Raw genomic sequence first — 16148 nt, 5'->3', positions numbered from 1 at the left:
GAGGCCCCTAGGCACTGAGCCGTCGCCGCCAGTGCGGGTGCGGGCGGGGGTGCGGCCGGATGTGCGGGTGGTGGGCGTCGGCCCGGCGCCGGCGGTCGTTGCAGAGCAGGCACTTGCCGTATCCCGGCGGGAGGGGGTCCTCCGGGTCGCCGTACAGCGGGTCGACCGCGCCGCCCGGATGGAGGGCGCAGCCGGTCGGGCCGGTCTCGGCGCCCAGCGAGCTGGCGGCGGTCAGCGCCTGCCGGAGGACGTCGACGAGCTGGTCCGCGCCCTGCCGGGTCGGCGCGGACTGCAGAGTGGAGGCAAGGTCGGAGGCGGTGGTCAGCGCGGTCTGGAGTTCGCGCAGGTTTGCGTAACCCATGTCCTGGAGCGTAGGCGGACCCACTGACAGTTGATCTTTCGATCTCACTTCGCGGCTTCCCATGGCCGCATGCATGCCCGCCCCCGCCCATGATTTAGCACCGGGACGGTGACCGTCCCCTTGCCGGCTCATGACATGTCGGGCGGGGCGCCCGGCCACCGGTGGACCACCGGGCGGCCAGGTGCCCCGCGCCCGCGTCTCAGGGCGCGATCGGCAGGGCCCGCTTGTGCTCCGTGAGGCGGTAGCGGCGGACGATGGCCTCGAAGGCGGTGGCCTCCACCGGCTCGCCCTCCAGGAAGTCGTCGATCTGGTCGTAGCTCACACCGAGCGCGTCCTCGTCGGGCTTGCCCGGGTCGAGCGTCTCCAGGTCGGCGGTGGGCACCTTCGTCACCAGCTCCCGGGGGGCGCCCAGCACGGCCGCCACGGCGCGCACCCGGCGCTTGGTGAGCCCCGTCAGCGGTACGACGTCGGCCGCGCCGTCACCGAACTTGGTGAAGAACCCGGACACCGCCTCGGCCGCGTGGTCGGTGCCCACGACCAGGCCGTCGTGGGCACCCGCGACCGCGTACTGCGCGATCATGCGCTGGCGGGCCTTGATGTTGCCCTGGACGAAGTCCTGGTGGTGGGCGTCGCGGAAGGTCAGTCCGCCGTCCAGCGCGGCCTGCAGCGCCGCGTCGCTCGCCGGGCGGATGTCGACGGTCAGCTCCCGGTCGGCACGGATGAACTCCAGCGCCCGCTGGGCGTCCTTCTCGTCCGCCTGGACGCCGTACGGCAGCCGCATCGCGTAGAACGTCGCCTCGTGCCCGGCGGCGCGGGCCCGCTCCACGGCCAGCTGGCAGAGCCGGCCGGTGGTCGTGGAGTCCACGCCGCCGCTGATCCCCAGAACCAGCGAGCGCAGGCCCGTGGAGGTCAGCCGCTCTGTGAGGAAGGCCACCCGGCGCTCGATCTCCTGCTCGGCGTCGAAGGACGCGGTCACCTGGAGATCCCGGGCGATCTCCTGTTGCAGGGCCTTGGACGCCGGGTCGGTCACGACTTGCTCCTCTGCTTCTCCCGCCGCGCCGCGTGGTGTGCGGCACGGCCTGTTGCCTGGTGCGTACGCACGGTTCCTGGATTACGTGAATCCGCGTGCCGGTAGGAAATTATGCCGGGTGCGCCCACTTCTTCAGGGCGGCCTTGCTGGAGAAGTCCGCGACGTCCTTGTCCAGCGGCCGGTCGGTGTACTGGTGGATACGCCACTTCGCCTTGATCCGGGGGTGCCCGGCGGAGACGTAGTCGGCGATCCACAGGCCGTCGGCCGCGTAGGACGTGGTGTCGTGGTTCAGCCAGAAATCGCGGTTGCAGTAGAGCATCACGCGGTGCGTGGGGCGGAGCTTCTTCACCTCGACCAGGAACTGGTCCTTCTGTGCATTGCTCGCATAGGTGCCCTCGCCGGTGCGCTCCCAGTCGCAGGCCAGGATGTCGCCCTGGACCGACGCGCACTTCTCCACGAAATACCGGGCCTGGGCGGCGATATTCCCCGGCCACAGAAAGTGGTAGAAACCGACCACGCAGCCTGCTTTACGGGCCTTCGCGGCCTGGGTGTTCTGGTGCGGATTGATGTAGGAACGGCCTTCGGTGGCCTTGACGAAAACGAAGTCCAGTCCCTCCGCGGAATACGAGGTGTTGTAGGAGCTGACATCGACACCGTGCAGCATGAACGGCCTCCTGCCGATCGGACCTGCGGATTCGAAGCGCCAACTGGTCGAACTGGTCTCTGCGTTACGTTCTGTGTGCCCCGTGCGATGCGGTTTTGTTCCCGTTCGTGCCGTCCAGTTCGTTCCAGCAGTTCAGCATGTTCGCCAGTCAGGACGCCAGATCGTGGACGGGAAGTTCCTTACGGCGCAGGCGAATTGAGCAAGCGGAGTAAATCCGCCGGCGGCTTCGGCCGGCCGCGGACCGGTGGTGCCGCCGCGACCGGCCCGCACCGCCCCGCCGGGCCCTTGGCAGACTTGCCGGGTGACCCGTTCCGTACTGCTCGCCGAGGACCACCGGCCCATCCGCACCGCACTGGCGCGCGCCCTGACCCTGGAGGGGTATCAGGTCACCGCCGTCTCCGACGGCGTCCAGGCGCTCGCCGCCGCCCACCGCGAGCGGCCGGACGTGATCCTGCTGGACGTGATGATGCCGGGCATCGACGGGCTGCAGGTGTGCCAGGCGCTGCGGGCCGAGCGGGACCGCACACCGATCCTGATGCTCACCGCCCGGGCCGGGACGGCGGACCGGATCGCCGGTCTGGACGCCGGGGCCGACGACTACGTGGTCAAGCCGTTCGAGGTCGAGGAGGTCTTCGCCCGGCTGCGGGCGCTGCTGCGGCGGACGGCGGAGCGGGCGGAGGACGGCACCGACGCGCCCGACGACGCCGAGGCCGCCGCCGGTGCCGAGGCTGCGGCAGGCGCGGCGGAGGACGCCCGGCCGGCCGGCGGCGGCGTCGTCGAGGCGGCCGATCTGCGGATCGACGGACCCTCGCGCCGCGCCTGGCGCGGCGGGCGCGAGCTGGAGCTGACCCGGACCGAGTTCGCGCTGCTGGAGCTGCTCGCCCGCAACGCCGGGACCGTGCTGGACCACTCCACGATCTACGACCGGATCTGGGGCTACGACTTCGGGCCGGGCTCCAAGAACCTCGCGGTGTACGTGGGCTATCTGCGGCGCAAGGTCGACGTCCCGGGAAGCCGGCCGCTGATCCACACCGTGCGCGGTGTCGGCTACGTCCTGCGGGCGGACTGAGTGCCCGGATCATGGCGGCGGGGCCGCCCGGCCGGCTGGCCGCGCACCCGTGAGCCCGCCAGTCTGCGCACCGCCTTCGCGGTGTCGTTCGCCACCGGGGCCGCGGCGGTCAGCGTGCTCGTCGGATCCTTGAGCTACGACGCGGCGGCCCGGCTGGTCCGGGTGGACGAGAAGTCGGTGTTCTCCGAGGTCGTACGGGATCTGCGCACCCAGGTCCGGGAGCAGCCGTACGGGCCCGGCGACTACGCCGGCTCCCGCCCCGACCGCGGCGGGCCGCGCGACGACCTCACCCGGCCCACCCGTACGGAGGTGCAGATCCTGGGCGCCGGCGGCCGGATCGTGGAGCCGGGGAGCCCGGTCCTGCCGGTCGGCGCCGCGGAGCGCCGGATCGCCATGGACGAGCGGGCCGGCTCGCACACCGGCCGCGAGGCGGACCTCGGCGACGGGGAGTACCACGTCGCGACCGTCGCGCTCGGCGGCGGCCGCGGGGCGGTCCAGGTCGCCCGGAAGTCCAGCGGGACCGAGGAGCTGCTCTCCGCGCTCCAGCACCGCACCGCCCTGCTGGCGGCCGCGGTCATCGCGCTGTCCGGTGCGGCCGGCTGGTGGCTGGCGCGCCGGATCACCGGCCGGCTGGTGAGGTTGACCTCGGTCGCCGAGAGCGTGGCGGAGCACGGACGGCTGGACGTCCCGGTGCCGGTGGCGGGGCGGGACGAGGTGGCCCGGCTGGGGCGGGCCTTCGACGACATGCTCGGGCGGCTGGCCGGCGCCGTGCAGGACCAGCAGCGGCTCGTGCAGGATGCCGGACATGAGCTGCGCACCCCGCTGACCTCGCTGTGCACCAACATCTCGCTGCTCAAGCGGTTCGAGGAGCTGCCGCCGGACGCCCGCGAGGAGCTGCTGACCGACCTGGCCGGCGAGGCCAGGGAGCTGAGCGGTCTGGTCAACGAGCTGGTCGACCTGGCGGCCGGACAGCGCGCCGACGATCCGCTGTCCGAGGTGGGCCTGGCGGAGGTCGCGCAGAAGGCGGCGGCCTCGGCCCGCCGCCGCACCGGCCGTGAGATCACCGTACGGAGCCTGCGTCCGGCGGTGGTGGAGGGGCGGTCCGCCGCGCTGCACCGGGCGCTGAGCAATCTGCTGGAGAACGCCGCGAAGTTCGACGCGGGCGGGACGGAGCCGATCGAGGTCGTCGTCACCGGCGCCCGCATCGAGGTCCTCGACCGCGGCCCCGGCATCGCGGAGGCCGACCTCACCCGGGTCTTCGACCGCTTCTACCGGGCTCCGGCCGCACGCGGCCTGCCCGGCTCCGGCCTGGGCCTGGCCATCGTCCGCGAGATCGCCACCGCCCACGGCGGCCATGCCTTCGTCACCCACCGCCCGGGCGGCGGCGCCGTCCTGGGCTTCACGGTGGGCAGGGGGAAGGGGGCGGGCACGGGGGTCGGCGCGGGCGCGCGCCCCTGGACCGGTCCGCAGCCGGTGGTGCGGAGCCTCCGGAGGTGACCGGGCGGCGGAGACGACCGGGTGCCGGAGTGACCGGGTATCGGAGTGACCGGGCAGCCGGGTGCGCCCCGGCGCCGCTCAGTGCGCCGCCGACTGCCCATGAGCCGGCCGGGCCTGCGCCACCTCCACCGTCTCGTGCAGGTCGGCGGCGGCGTCCAGGGCGGCGGCCGCGGACAGGGAGACGCAGACGAGCAGGGCCGCGGCGATCAGACGGCGGCCGCGCGGGCCGGTCCGTATCGGAGGGTGGCCGGGCGGCCGGCCGGGGGCCAGCAGGGCGGCGACCCGGCGCGGCACCGGGCCGGCCGTGGCGGCGAGGAGACCGCGGGGGCGGTGCGGCGCCGGGGCGTACGGGCGGGCGGCGAGGGCGGCGCGGCCGATGGCGCGGGCGGTGACCCGGCGGTCGCCCACCTGGGACGCGGCCGACTCGTCCGCCCAGCGCTCCAGCGCATAGCCGAGCGGTGCGCGCAGCGAGCGGAGCAGCGGATGGCAGGCCGCGGCGAGCGCGGCCGTGAGCAGGAAGAGATGGTGCCGCCCCGCGAGATGGGCGCGCTCATGGGCCAGCAGCGCCTCCCGCTCGGCTGGTTCCAGCGCCCGCAGCATGCCGTCGGTGACCACCACCCGGCCCGGCCGGCCCGGCAGGGCGTACGCGTCGGGCGCGGGGTCCGGGAGCACGCACAGGTCGCCGCGGACGGGGTGGGCGTCGGTGGCCCGCCGGGCCGAGCGCAGCTCGCTGTGGTGCCGGCGGGCGCGGACCGCGACGGCGATCGCGCAGAGGGCGAGCAGCGCGCCGGCGAGGCAGGCCGCGGGGAACGACACGGCGGGATCGCCGCCGAGCAGGGGCAGGGAGAGATGGCCCAGGGCGGCGACCGGGGGCAGCCGCAGCGCTCCGGCGGCCAGCAGCAGGCCCAGTGCCACGGTCGTGCAGCCGGCCAGGGCGAGGGAGCAGCCGGCCAGCAGCCAGGCCGCGGTGCGCGGCGGCAGCGACTCGGCCAGCCGGCGGGCGGCCGGCACCGCGACCAGCGGCACCAGCAGCGGAATCCACACGGCGACGATCACGCCGCGCCCCCGGAGCCCGGCCCGGCCCCGGCACCCGGCCCCGCCGGACCGCTGTCCGCGGCCCCCGCCGGACCGATGTCCCTGGCCCCCTCCAGCAAGGAGCGCAGCAACTGCTCGTCCTCATCGGTCAATTGGGAGACGAAGCGGGCGAGCGCGGTGCCGCGGTCGTCCTGCTTGTCCAGCTCGCTGCGCATCCGCCGGGCGGTCAGCCCCGCGGAGTCCTGTATGGGCGAGTACGCGAAGCCGCGGCCGGCCCGGGAGCGGGAGACCGCGCCCTTGTCGTGCAGCCGGGTCAGGATCGTCGTCACGGTCGTGCGGGCCAGCCGGCCGCCCAGCGCGCTCTGCACCTCGGCGGGGCTCAGCGGCCCCTCGGCCGCCCAGAGCGCCGCGAGCACGCTCGCCTCCAGCTCGCCCGAGGGGCGCCGCTGGGCGGGTGATGTCTCCGACATGGAACGCCCTTCACCGGTTCGTCGTCTACAGTGCCGTAGACCGTCTACGGGGCTGTAGTCGGTCGGGCCGGCCGCTCGACAGGCCCGCAACCCATTATGGGAGGGGCCACCGACATGGCCGCAGCCGCCACATCCGCGCAGGTGAGGGGCGAGCTCACGGGCATCGCCCGGTCCGTCGGCGGCCTCGGCGCCGGCGCGCCGCCCGCGGCCTCCGGCGCCGGGAAACCGCCCGCCGGCCCCGCCGTCCGCACCACTCGGCCGCACCCCCAGGCGGCCCCGCGGTGACGGCGTCGGGGCGGGGTCCGGTGGCGGAGCCGGAACCGCGTCCGGTACCGGGCCCGCGCCCCCGTACCGGCCCGCTGCTCGCCTTCGCCGCGGTCTGCGCGGCGCTCTTCGCCGCCGCGGCCGTCACCGTCTCCGTGCAGCACGGCGCCCCCTTCGCCCCCGAACGGACCGCCGTCCGCTGGTCCGTGGCGCACCACGGGGAGCCGGCGCTGTCGCTGGCCCGTGCGCTGACGGACACCGGGAGCGGCCCGATCCCGTATCTGGCCGCCGTGCTCGGGGGGCTGCTGGCCGGCCGGGGCGGGCTCGGCCGGATCCGTGCGGTCGCGTACGCCGTCGTCGTCCTCGCCGTGGGCCAGGCGATCCGTTTCGGCCTGATGCGGCTGCTCATCCGGCCCCGCCCACCGGTCACCGACTGGGCCCAGGCCGCTTCCGGTTACGCCTTCCCCTCGGGCCACGCCACCACCGCGGCGCTGGTGGCCGGGATCCTGGCCTGGGGCATCGCGCGCCGCGCCCGCCCCGCGGTCGCCCGCACCTGGTGCGCGGTGCTCGCCGTCTGGGCCGCCGGAGTCGGCCTCACCCGCGTCTACCTGGGCGTCCACTGGCCCGTCGACGTCCTAGCGGGCTGGTTCCTGGCCGCCGCCCTGCTCGCCCTCGCCCTGCTGCTGGAGCCGTACGCCGTCCCCCGCCCGGCCGGCCGAAGGGACCCGCCGCCGCCCGGCATTCCCATGAATAGCTGACGATCGGTCCAGGTCTTCCCCAAGGCGGCATGGACGCCACCCGCACCGAGCACCACTGTCCTGGGAGCCGGGACCGACGCGATCGCGCCACCGGCACCGCCACGGCCCGTACCGCCGCACCACCAGGGGGACATGCGCATGAACCAGCCGTTCGACGCCGCCATCCCGCACCCGCCGGCCGGCGAGAGCGCCGCGCCGCCCGCACGCCGCCACCGCCGCTGCCCGGCCGCCGCCGCCAAGGATCCCGCCCCGTGCGAGGGGCCGCACGACGCCGCCACCATCGTCGACCGGCACGGAAAGGAGGTGGCCGGCTGCGTCCAGCACTGCGCCCGCCTCCTGGCCGGCCTCGAAGGCGCCCGTGTCCACCCGTTCGTCCCCGCGCACCACGCCCTGGACATCTACTCCAGGGCCCGCGAACTCCCGCCCTTCGCCTGGGAGATCGGCAGGTAGGCCGCCCTCGGCCGGATGGCCGGCGCGGCGTTGCTCACCGCGGCCGGAGCCGGTCGAGCCGCTGCCACTGATCCTTGGTCATCCGCAGGTCGGCCGCGGCGATGTTCTCCTCCAGGTGGTCGATCGAGCCGGTGCCGGGGATCGGCAGCACGACCGGTGAACGCTCGAGCAGCCAGGCGAGCGAGACCTGTGCCGCGGTGGCGCCGAGTTCGGCCGCCACCGCGGCGATCTCGTCGGCCGCCGAGGTCGTCGAGGGGTGGACCGGCCGCCAGGGCAGGAAGGCGATGCCCGCCGCGTCACAGGCGTCGAGGACGGCCTCGTGCTCGCGGTCGAGCATGCTGTACCGGTTCTGCACGCTCACCACGTCGATGATCTTCCGGGCCTCCTCGAGCTCGGAGACGGTGACCTCGGACAACCCCAGGTGGCCGATCTTCCCCTGGACCTGGAGCTCCCGCAGCGCCCCGAGCTGGTCGGCGAGCGGCACCTCCGGATCGATGCGGTGGAGCTGGAGGAGTTCGAGGCGCTCGACCCGCAGCCGGCGCAGGCCCTCGTCGACCTGCTCCCGCAGGAACTCCGGCCGGCCGTGGGCCGCCGCCTCGCGGTCGGCGGTCGGTGGCGCGATCCCGACCTTCGTCGCGACGAGCAGGTCGTCCGGGTAGGGGTGCAGCGCCTCGGCGAGCAGCTCCTCGTTGGCACCCCACCCGTACAGATGCGCGGTGTCGATCAGCGTGACACCCAGCTCCACGGCGCGCCGCGCCACGGCGATGGAGGCCTCCCGGGCCGGCCCGGGAGCGGTGGGCAGGCGCATCGCCCCGAACCCCAGCCGCCGAACGGTGCGCTCGCCGCCGATGCTGAACGTGCTTGATGCCATGGGTCGGTTCTGCCCCTCGCTTGCGGTCGTTCGTGATCACAGCGTCAACCGCCCACGGTAGCAACCCTGTTGAACGGCGATCACGGCTCGTGTGCCGGTCCGCTTACGCCACGGCGTCCTTGCGGGGTCCGCTGAGCGGTTCCCACCAGTCGCGCCGGTCGACGTACCACTGGACGGTGGCGGCGAGGCCGTCCTCGAACGAGACGCCGGGCGCGTAGCCGAGGCCGCGCAGCCTGGCGTCCGACAGGGAGTAGCGGCGGTCGTGGCCCAGCCGGTCGGCGACCCGCTCGACGCGGCCCCAGTCGGCGCCGACCGCCTTCAGCAGGCGCCCGGTCAGCGCGTTGTTGGTCAGCTCGGCGGTGCCCGCGATGTGGTAGACCTCCCCGGGCCGGCCGTGCTCGACGACGGTGTGGACGCCCCGGCAGTGGTCGTCCACATGGATCCAGTCGCGGACGTTGCGCCCGTCCCCGTAGAGCGGCACCGACCCCCCGTCGAGCAGGCTGGTCACGAAGAACGGGATGATCTTCTCCGGATACTGGTACGGCCCGTAGTTGTTGCCGCAGCGCGTGATCGACACCGGCAGGCCGTGGGTGCGGGCGTAGGCGAGGGCGATCAGGTCGCCGCCCGCCTTGGCGGCCGCATAGGGCGAGTTGGGCGCCAGTGGTGCCGACTCGTCCCAGGAGCCCTCGTCGATGCTCCCGTAGACCTCGTCGGTGGATATCTGCACGACCCGTTCCACGCCCGCGTCGAGGCACGCCCGCATCAGCGTCTGGACACCCTGCACATTGGTCCGCACGAACTCGTCCGCACGGGCGATGGAGCGGTCGACGTGCGATTCCGCCGCGAAGTTGATCACCACCCGGTGGCCGGGGACCAGCGACGCGAGCAGTCCGGCGTCGCAGATGTCACCGTGCACGAACGTGTGCCGGCCCGCGACCGGCGCCAGGTTGGCCGGGTTGCCCGCGTAGGTGAGCTTGTCCAGGACGGTGACCTCGGCGTTCTCCCACCCCGGATACGCCCCGCCCAGGAGCGAGCGCACATAGTTCGATCCGATGAAACCGGCTCCGCCCGTGACGAGAACCCGCTGCGCCATGCCTCCCACCGTTCCTTCCTCGCCGATCGGCGCCGGCACCGCCCTTCTCGGGCTCAGCCGTTCCCCTCGCCGCCGACCGCGGGATCGCCCAGCCGCGCTTCTTCGATCGGTAATCGGGGGGCGAGGACCTCGGCGTTGACCCGGGTCCGGTGGAACCAGGCGATGAAGACCACGGCGGTCGCGAGCGTAGCCGCGGCCTGAAAGATCCCGGACGCCTGGTACAGACTGTCCGCTTCGTTGATCTCCCGCGAGGTCGCGGAGCCGACGTCGTCGATGAGTCTGCCGACCAGCTGGTACGAGCGGTTCCCCTGCCGCAGCGCGAACAAGTCGGTGACGGTTGGAGTAGCGAACCTCCGTGGTCTGTCTATTGACTGACGAGGACGCGTTCGGGGCCCATCGATGCTGTGGTGCTGTCGGGGCGCACGGTGAGTTTGCCTCCGGCCCAGAGGGTGACGATGTCGTCCTGGCGGTCGGAGCCGCCGAAGGCGCCGACGGTGGCCAGGGTGGCCTTGCGCCAAGGCGAGGCGTGGGGCCGGAGTCGGTGTTCCTTGCGTCGCTTGCCTATACCGTTGCGGACGAGGTCTTCGTAGGCGGTGACTTCGCCGTCGACCCAGCGGACGAAGAGGTCCTGGTCGCCCGAGGTTGAACGGAAGTTGCCTGCCGCGAGGTCCCGGGCGTAGGGCCAGGTGCGGTTGGGCGGCGTGAGCTGTCGCTCGCCGTGCAGGCCCTTGGCGTCGACATTGGGGTAGAGCGTCACCTCACCGTCGGTCCAGACCACGGCGACGTCGTCGCTGCGCGTGTTGCCCCCGCCGAAACGGCCGGCGGTCATCGCGACGGCATGGGTCCAGGTGTCGTTGGGACCCCGCAGCTGAACCGCGTTCTTCAGCTTGTTGGTTTCGTTGACGTCTTTGTAGAGCGTCACTCGGCCGTTGGCCCAGCGGACGAGGAGGTCGTCGCTGCCGTTGCCGGTGAAGTCGCCGGCAGTGATCTGGCGTGCCTGCTCCCAGTTCTTGTCCTTGACGAGCCGGATGTCCTTGCCGAAGCCGTACCTGCCGTTGCCGGGGTAGAGGGAGACCTCGCCGTCGGACCAGCGCACGATCAGGTCGCTGGTGTTGTTGCGTACGGACGCCGTGTGGAAGCGGCCGGTGGTCATGCCTCTGGCGTGCGACCAGGTGCCGGAAGTGCCCATCGAAGCGCCGGAGCCGGTGTCCGCGGGTGCGTCACTGATGGCCTGGTGGTAGAGGCGGAAGACGTCGTCGTCGAACTGGGAGGTGTAGGAGGTGTGGTCGTATGCTCCACCGGTCTTGTAGCCGCCGATGACGCCGACCAGGTTGCCGCGGACGCCGTCGAAGTTCTCCAGGAACGGTCCGCCGCTGACGCCGGCCCGGAAGCCGTCGCACTTGATTTCCATGAACCGGCCCTGGAACGCGGTGGTGTTGTGGGTGCACCGCAACGGGGTCTTCTGGCCGCCGGGGTATCCGGCGACCGAGACGCTCTGGCGAGCGAGGTTGGCGGAGTTCACCTTGGTGAGGGTGTTGCCGCGGCCGGTGGCGTCCTCCAGGAGTTGTCCCTGGGCGTTGGGGCCCACGCGCAGGAACGCGAAGTCGACGTCATCGTCGGGTGTCGCCCGCAGATAGCGGCCGTCGATCCAGATCTTGCCGGGCTTGACGGGGAAGATCCCGTACGGGGTCTCGCCCGCCTGGCCCGCCGACGAGCCGCCGGCCCGATAGCCGGGAACGAAGGCGATGTTGCGGCCGGAGGATCTCTTGAGGCAGTGCGCTGCCGTGATGGCGAGGCTCTTGGTCGGTGAGGCCACCGAAGCGGCGGTGCAGAACTGGTTGGGGGTCGCCTCGTCCTTGTCGTTGCGGATCAGGAAGACACCGACGGTGGCCATGCCCTCGTCGATGGCGTGGCTGGGTTCCTGGAGGGAGCGCTTCTGCCGGCCGCCGGGCGGCTTGGGGGCGCTCTGCTGGCCGTCCTCCGGGCTGTGCTGGACGCTGTCCGCGCCGTCGACGGGGACCGCGGTGCGGATGCGTTCCAGGGTCCAGTAACGCTCGGCCTCCCGGGCCTGCCGGATCTCTTCCGGCGTGGCGGTCTTCGAGGGTTTCGGTGCACTGCCGGGGGGCGGCGCGGCCGACGCGGGGGCGGTGAAGGGGATTGCGGCGCACAGGCCCAGGGCCGCGGCGCGCGCCCAAGGTATTCGTCTCATGTGTCTCGTTCGTCTCATGAAGCTTCCGTTGCCGGTTGGCAGCAGAAACGGGCAACTAGGAGGCTGCGTGGGGCAAGGCCCTCGTTGTGGAGGTGCGCTCACCGACGGTGAGGGGGATGTTCAGGGCGGTCCCCTCGGGGGTGGCGAGGCGGAGCGTGTAGGTCCCGGGGTGCTCGTCGGTGAAGAGCGGCGGGAGGGTTAGTCGGCCTTCGGTGTCGGTGCTGGGGAGAAGGAGAGTGCGGACGGGGGCACCGTGCTTGTCCTTGAAGTAGGGGCCGACAGTGCTCTCTTTGTCCGCTCCGTTCTTCTCCTCCTCGTCGCCAGTGCTGGTGAGCAGGGTGGCGGTGAGACGGATGCCTGGGACGGGCTTGTCGTGTGCCGTCACTCGGGTCTGAGGGAGTACGAAGAACCGGCTGCTGATGTCCGCCTGCGGGCCGCCGACCGGCAGCTTGGGGCCGAGGAGTGCCAGACGATCGGCGGTGGCCGCGGTCGCTTGCCGGACGGTCGCGGTGAAGGAGACGGTGACCGAATTCCGCTCCCCGGGAAAAGCGGCGGTAACGGTGACACGTCCGGGCCGGTTGCCGGCCCGCAGAGCGGGCGAGGTGGCGACGCCCCGGCGGTCCGTGGTGACCGTCGCGGTCGTGGCGCGGTCGGCGAAGTGCGCCCCGCCGGTGCCTGTGATGCCGTACCTCACGTTGGCGCCGGGCACCGGGTGTCCGTGGGCGTCGAAGGCGCTCGCCTGCGGACCTCGTCCGAACGCCTCGTCCGCCGTCCGGTCTCCCAGGCTCTCGGTTCCGACGCGTTGGAGGCGGGTGGCCGTGCGGTGGTCACTGCGGTGGGGGTCGGGTGCGGGATCGGGCCTCTTGGCGGGCTTGCGATCCGGACGGCTCGTGGTAACCGGTGGTGTGTGATGCGGAGTTGACGGTGCGCCGGATGCCCGTCCCTGCCGGGGGCGGGGCTGAGCGTGGGCGACAGGGCGCGGTGACGTGGTGGCTGGTAGCCGGGCGTCCGCGGGGTCGGGGTGGTGCGGAGCGGTGGGGGCGTCGTCCGGTATCGCGGTGACCTCGCCGCCTTGGTACGTGCGCATCCAGTCCCGTACGGCGGCCACGTATGCACGGGAGTTGTTGTAGCTCAGGATGGCCTTGTCGAGGTCGGCCGGACGATTCAGGTCGCGGCCGCCTGAACAGAGGTAGTGACCGGTGGCGAGGGCGGCGTCGTAGATGTTGCTGGGGTCGTTGAAGCCGTCGCCGTTACCGTCGGCTCCCCGGGCCGCCCAGGTGGAGGGGATGAACTGCATCGGACCGATGGCACGGTCGAACTCAGCGTCCCCGTCCCACCGGCCCCCGTCCGTGTCACGCATCAGGGCGAACTGCTCACCGTCCAGGCGCGGGCCGCGGATCGGCTTCGCGGTCGACCCGTCGGAACGCAGGCCATAACCGGAGGCGTGCACGGACTCGACACGGCCGATGCCCGCCACAAGCTGCCAGGAAACATGACACGACGGCCGGGCACCGCCCAGCGTCCGCTCGGCCTTCTTGTAGGCGTCGAGGGCGCTGGCGGGTATGCCCATGGTCCCCTCGGACTTCGTTCCCGTTCCCGTCCCTGTCCCCGTTTCCTGCCCGGCCCGGTCCTCACGCTGACCCTGTGAGCCGGGCGGACTGAGGTCGGGTACGCCGCGGGGCTGCGCCTGCTTGGCGTCGGCGCCGGGGACGGTGCCGGTATCGGTGGCCACGGCACTTGACGGTCCGGCAACCTGCAGCGGGCTGAGCGCGGAGCCGGCGGTCAGGCCGGCAGCCAGCGCACAGACACACAGCCCCTGACGCACGCGGGGCGCCAGCCGCACGGAGCAGACGGACGACAGGGAAGGCGGCATCTTCACGGGTGAGCAGGTCCTCGATGTCAAAGGGGATACGGGAGAAGGCAGGGGGACACGTGGTGATCGCGGCAGGAGGCGGACCCAAGGGAGGTCGGACGTCGTTGCCGCGGGCCCGGGGAAGGTCCGGCCGAGGGCCGTGCTGGTCGGCCGGACCTGGCAACGGTCGGTTCAGCCGGTCAGCTTGACTTCTCCGTGGGTCCCGGCGGCGTCCACGCCCGGGTAGAGACCGAGCGAGCCGTCCTTCCACCGGACCAGGACGTCGTTGGGCCGTTCGTTGGCGACGAATGCCCCGGCGGCCACCACCGTGGCGTTGATCCACGGCGACTTCTTCGGCCGGATCTCGATCTCACCGTGGAGTCCCGCGGCGTCGACACCCGGATAGATGGTGGTCTCGCCGTCGACCCAGCGCACCAGCAGATCCGCGGTCTTCTTCCCGGTGAACTCGCCGGCGGCGATCTGCGTGGCGTAGGGCCAGGTCGTGCTGTTCTTGACCAGCGTCTTCCTCGCCTTGTCCGCCAGGCCGTTGGCGTTCAGGTCGGGGTGCAGGGTGACCCGGCCGTCGTCCCAGACGACCAGGAGGTCATCGCGCTGCGCATTGGCCGTGTACCGGCCGGCGGTCATCTGCTTGGCGTGTGTCCACGGGCCCTTCTTGACCGGTGCGACGAGCTTCTTCTCGTTGTGGAGGCCCTTGGCGTCCACGTGGGTGTACTGCGTCATCTCACTGTCGGCCCAGCGCACCACCAGCCCGTCCGTCCCCTCACCGAAGCCGGCGCCGGTCATTTCCTTGACGTACTGCCAGTTGGTCTTCGGGTCCTGCTTCAGCGGCTTGCCCAGCTGGTACTCGGCGACGAACGGATGGGACGGATCCTTGTCGTCCCCGCCTTGGTAGAGCGTGACCTCGGAGTCGGTCCAGCGGACGATCAGGTCCATGTGGCGCTTGCCGCCGGCCGAGCCACCGGTGAAGTACCCCGAGGCGATATGGGTCGCCTTGCTCCAGGGAGCCTTGGGGAAGACAGCCCGGTAACTGACCTTCTGAATCCATGTGCTGAGGTCGTCCACACGGGTGTCCACCGCGCCCTTACGGGTCTCCGACGGATCGGTCCCCAGACACCCGCCCTGCCAGGACGTGCTGTTGACACCGATCAACTCCACCCGCCCGGAGGTCTCGCGCAGTGCCGGACCACCGGTGTCCCCCTTGCACACGGCGCCGTCCGCAGCGGCCTTGGGGCTGATGGAGACCGAACCGTCCTGCACCGCGTCCACGGTGAAGGAGGAACCGCCCAATCGGTCGGGCACCCACGTGGTCTTGGTACGCCCGAAGCCCGCGACCTTCAACTCCTCGCCCGGCCTGGGCGCGCCGGTCCCGATGGCCACGGGGGTGACACCGGCGACCGGCGTGGCGAGTTTCGCCATCAGCAGGTCACGCCCCTCATAGGGGACCAGCTCGACGACATCGGAGACCGTGCCGGCCGGCTTCGTGAGATCGGTGCTGCCGACCGTGGCGGTCGTCTTCCACTTGGGCGCGCCCTCGGAGACCTTGAAACCCTTGTCGGGGTCGTCCGTGAAACAGCTGGCGGCGGTGAGCACCCACTGCTTGTCGACCAGCGCGCCGGAGCAACTCCGCTTGCCGCCACCGATATCGAGCTTGGCGGCGAAGGCGTAGGCGCTGTTCTTGATGCTACCGCTGTCCAGGGCCTGGGCCGGGGAGGCGGCGGTCACCGTGCCGGCCGTGACGGCCGCGGCAAGAAGACCGGTCACCCACGCTGTGCGAGGACGTCTGTTGAACACGTTTTGTTTCCTAATTCACAGAAAGAGAGCTGGGGTTGGAGTGGCCCGCCTCGACCGGTCCACCGCCGCCGGACGGCTGTGGCTCACCGATCGAATTGATCGGGGAGGCCGCTCGGTTACCCGTTGACGCGCAGCTCGACCAGAACAGCCGGCTTTCCGCTCGCACCCGGGCTGATATCACCCGTTCCGACGGGCTTCGAGGCGCCCTCGTCCACATGCACCGTCTTCTTCTTGCCCTCGGAGGTGACGGTGGCTTGGAAAGCCGGGCCCTTGGAGTCGACGGAGAATACTTCGGGAACCTCCAGGGTGAGGTAACCCTTCTTCCCTGTGGCCTTGAAGCAGTACTTGAAATTGTCGGCGCTGGTGCTCGTCGTCCGCACCAGAATGTTGGCATCGACGCACTCGCTCAACACGATGTGGCCGTCTCCCCGGACGAGCTTGATGCCCTTCTCCTTCAGGAGCTGCGCAGCGTTCGGGTAGGCGAAGTCCTCCACCGCGGACGGCGGCGTGTCACCGGCTGATGCCTGCTGAGCAGCGGCTTTCACGGGCGATTGGGCCGCCTGGGCAACCGCGATGGTGGCGGTTCCCGCGAGGACTGTCGCAGTGCCTATAACGCCGGCGAGCAGCGCTGTGCGTGCGCGATGTATCACCAGAGATTCCTTCCCGACGGTGTGCGGTGACAGTGATGGCCGCGTGTATTGCCCGGATTTAGG

Annotated in this window: 16 protein-coding genes; 4 read left to right on the top strand and 12 right to left on the bottom strand. The window is 72.0% G+C overall.

The window, feature by feature from the left end:
• Positions 1 to 7: 7 nt before the first annotated feature.
• The 3 genes from AC0680_RS10330 to AC0680_RS10320 all read right to left on the bottom strand — a co-directional run bounded on the left by AC0680_RS10330 (position 8) and on the right by AC0680_RS10320 (position 2055).
• Positions 8 to 361: a hypothetical protein gene (locus AC0680_RS10330; protein WP_478626535.1), complete on the bottom strand. Its 354-nt coding sequence runs from the start codon at positions 359 to 361 to the stop codon at positions 8 to 10.
• 199 nt (positions 362 to 560) lie between these two features.
• Positions 561 to 1391 carry an ammonia-dependent NAD(+) synthetase gene (gene nadE, locus AC0680_RS10325; protein ID WP_478626533.1) on the bottom strand — a complete coding sequence of 277 codons (831 nt, stop codon included), beginning with the start codon at positions 1389 to 1391 and terminating at the stop codon, positions 561 to 563.
• 109 nt (positions 1392 to 1500) lie between these two features.
• A complete protein-coding gene (locus AC0680_RS10320; RefSeq protein ID WP_478626531.1) occupies positions 1501 to 2055 on the bottom strand; it encodes a GH25 family lysozyme in 555 nt (184 codons plus the stop codon).
• Positions 2056 to 2356: 301 nt separating this feature from the next.
• On the opposite strand from AC0680_RS10320, the gene AC0680_RS10315 reads away from it, so the two are divergent.
• Positions 2357 to 3124, top strand: a complete 768-nt coding sequence (locus tag AC0680_RS10315; protein ID WP_478626529.1) for a response regulator transcription factor — start codon at positions 2357 to 2359, stop codon at positions 3122 to 3124.
• Positions 3125 to 4621, top strand: a complete 1497-nt coding sequence (locus tag AC0680_RS10310) for a sensor histidine kinase (protein ID WP_478626527.1) — start codon at positions 3125 to 3127, stop codon at positions 4619 to 4621.
• A 78-nt stretch (positions 4622 to 4699) separates the two neighbouring features.
• Here the strand turns inward: AC0680_RS10310 and AC0680_RS10305 are convergent, their stop codons facing one another.
• Together AC0680_RS10305 and AC0680_RS10300 are read right to left on the bottom strand one after the other, a co-directional pair.
• The gene (locus AC0680_RS10305) at positions 4700 to 5677 is read right to left on the bottom strand and encodes a M56 family metallopeptidase (RefSeq protein WP_478626526.1); all 978 of its coding nucleotides are present in this window, start codon (positions 5675 to 5677) and stop codon (positions 4700 to 4702) included.
• The gene (locus AC0680_RS10300; protein ID WP_478626524.1) at positions 5674 to 6126 is read right to left on the bottom strand and encodes a BlaI/MecI/CopY family transcriptional regulator; all 453 of its coding nucleotides are present in this window, start codon (positions 6124 to 6126) and stop codon (positions 5674 to 5676) included. The genes AC0680_RS10305 and AC0680_RS10300 overlap by 4 nt, the downstream gene beginning before the upstream one ends.
• 305 nt (positions 6127 to 6431) lie before the next feature.
• Between AC0680_RS10300 and AC0680_RS10295 the strand changes: the two genes are divergently transcribed.
• Positions 6432 to 7148 carry a phosphatase PAP2 family protein gene (locus tag AC0680_RS10295; protein WP_478626523.1) on the top strand — a complete coding sequence of 239 codons (717 nt, stop codon included), beginning with the start codon at positions 6432 to 6434 and terminating at the stop codon, positions 7146 to 7148.
• A 138-nt stretch (positions 7149 to 7286) separates the two neighbouring features.
• The gene (locus AC0680_RS10290) at positions 7287 to 7598 is read left to right on the top strand and encodes a hypothetical protein (RefSeq protein WP_468974700.1); all 312 of its coding nucleotides are present in this window, start codon (positions 7287 to 7289) and stop codon (positions 7596 to 7598) included.
• Positions 7599 to 7632: 34 nt separating this feature from the next.
• Here the strand turns inward: AC0680_RS10290 and AC0680_RS10285 are convergent, their stop codons facing one another.
• The 7 genes from AC0680_RS10285 to AC0680_RS10255 all read right to left on the bottom strand — a co-directional run bounded on the left by AC0680_RS10285 (position 7633) and on the right by AC0680_RS10255 (position 16085).
• Complete coding sequence (locus AC0680_RS10285; protein WP_478626521.1) at positions 7633 to 8469, bottom strand: aldo/keto reductase; 837 nt, start codon at positions 8467 to 8469, stop codon at positions 7633 to 7635.
• 103 nt (positions 8470 to 8572) lie between these two features.
• Positions 8573 to 9562: a dTDP-glucose 4,6-dehydratase gene (gene rfbB / locus AC0680_RS10280; RefSeq protein WP_478626520.1), complete on the bottom strand. Its 990-nt coding sequence runs from the start codon at positions 9560 to 9562 to the stop codon at positions 8573 to 8575.
• Positions 9563 to 9615: 53 nt separating this feature from the next.
• The gene (locus AC0680_RS10275) at positions 9616 to 9888 is read right to left on the bottom strand and encodes a DUF4328 domain-containing protein (RefSeq protein WP_478626519.1); all 273 of its coding nucleotides are present in this window, start codon (positions 9886 to 9888) and stop codon (positions 9616 to 9618) included.
• 38 nt (positions 9889 to 9926) lie between these two features.
• Entirely contained in the window at positions 9927 to 11771 is a 1845-nt protein-coding gene (locus AC0680_RS10270) for a trypsin-like serine peptidase (protein ID WP_478626517.1), read from the bottom strand.
• A 55-nt stretch (positions 11772 to 11826) separates the two neighbouring features.
• Positions 11827 to 13503, bottom strand: a complete 1677-nt coding sequence (locus tag AC0680_RS10265; protein WP_478626515.1) for a lytic transglycosylase domain-containing protein — start codon at positions 13501 to 13503, stop codon at positions 11827 to 11829.
• A 312-nt stretch (positions 13504 to 13815) separates the two neighbouring features.
• Positions 13816 to 15405: a S1 family peptidase gene (locus tag AC0680_RS10260; protein WP_478626514.1), complete on the bottom strand. Its 1590-nt coding sequence runs from the start codon at positions 15403 to 15405 to the stop codon at positions 13816 to 13818.
• A 146-nt stretch (positions 15406 to 15551) separates the two neighbouring features.
• Complete coding sequence (locus tag AC0680_RS10255) at positions 15552 to 16085, bottom strand: hypothetical protein (protein ID WP_478626513.1); 534 nt, start codon at positions 16083 to 16085, stop codon at positions 15552 to 15554.
• Between the last annotated feature and the right edge of the window lie 63 nt (positions 16086 to 16148).

Source organism: Streptomyces sp. NPDC043738 (assembly GCF_056436545.1).
Note: the sequence above shows the minus strand (reverse complement) of the source record. Positions and strands in the feature narration are given on the sequence as shown.

What these genes read in the sequence shown, in the direction of transcription:
- AC0680_RS10285 (WP_478626521.1), bottom strand. Translation starts at nt 8,469, where the DNA reads ATGGCATCAAGCACGTTCAGCATCGGCGGCGAGCGCACCGTTCGGCGG.
- AC0680_RS10330 (WP_478626535.1), bottom strand. Translation starts at nt 361, where the DNA reads ATGGGTTACGCAAACCTGCGCGAACTCCAGACCGCGCTGACCACCGCC.
- AC0680_RS10320 (WP_478626531.1), bottom strand. Translation starts at nt 2,055, where the DNA reads ATGCTGCACGGTGTCGATGTCAGCTCCTACAACACCTCGTATTCCGCG.
- AC0680_RS10270 (WP_478626517.1), bottom strand. Translation starts at nt 11,771, where the DNA reads ATGAGACGAATACCTTGGGCGCGCGCCGCGGCCCTGGGCCTGTGCGCC.
- rfbB (WP_478626520.1), bottom strand. Translation starts at nt 9,562, where the DNA reads ATGGCGCAGCGGGTTCTCGTCACGGGCGGAGCCGGTTTCATCGGATCG.
- AC0680_RS10300 (WP_478626524.1), bottom strand. Translation starts at nt 6,126, where the DNA reads ATGTCGGAGACATCACCCGCCCAGCGGCGCCCCTCGGGCGAGCTGGAG.
- AC0680_RS10290 (WP_468974700.1), top strand. Translation starts at nt 7,287, where the DNA reads ATGAACCAGCCGTTCGACGCCGCCATCCCGCACCCGCCGGCCGGCGAG.